Origin of the sequence: Actinospica acidithermotolerans (genome assembly GCF_018139625.1) — a bacterium.
Taxonomy (GTDB): Bacteria; Actinomycetota; Actinomycetes; order Streptomycetales; family Catenulisporaceae; genus Actinospica; species Actinospica acidithermotolerans.
Window position 1 is genome coordinate 1 of record NZ_JAGSOH010000314.1, and the last position, 433, is coordinate 433.

Here is a 433-nt window from a genome sequence, read left to right on the forward strand (position 1 = left end):
AGACCGCGCGTTCGGTCTAGGCGTGGTCTAGGCGCTGATCTCCCGGTGCTCGGCGGCGTTGATCTCGATCCTGCGGGGCTTGGCCTTCTCGGCGATCGGGATGCGCAGGGTGAGCACGCCCGCGCTGTAGTCCGCGTCGATGCGATCGGCGTCCAGCGTCTCGCCGAGGAACAGCTGGCGGGAGAACACGCCGAGCGGCCGCTCGTTGACCTGCATCTCGAACTTCTCGCCCGTGTGCACCGGGCGGCGCTCGGCCTTGACGGTCAGCACGTTGCGCTCGACCTGCAGCTCGATGGCGGACGGGTCGATGCCGGGAAGGTCGAAGCAGACCACGTACGTCTCGCCGTCCCGGTAGGCGTCCATCGGCATCGGGGTGGGCTTGGACCAGGTCCCCGCGGCGGCGGTGCCGAGCACCTGGCCGGCGAGCCGGTCC

At 70.2% G+C, this 433-nt stretch carries 1 protein-coding gene; it reads right to left on the reverse strand.

Translation table 11 applies throughout. The features are described from left to right. Nucleotides 1-27 precede the first annotated feature (27 nt). Nucleotides 28-433 (reverse strand): Hsp20/alpha crystallin family protein (locus KDK95_RS34875; protein ID WP_212522626.1); only part of this gene is annotated, 406 nt, incomplete at its 5' end.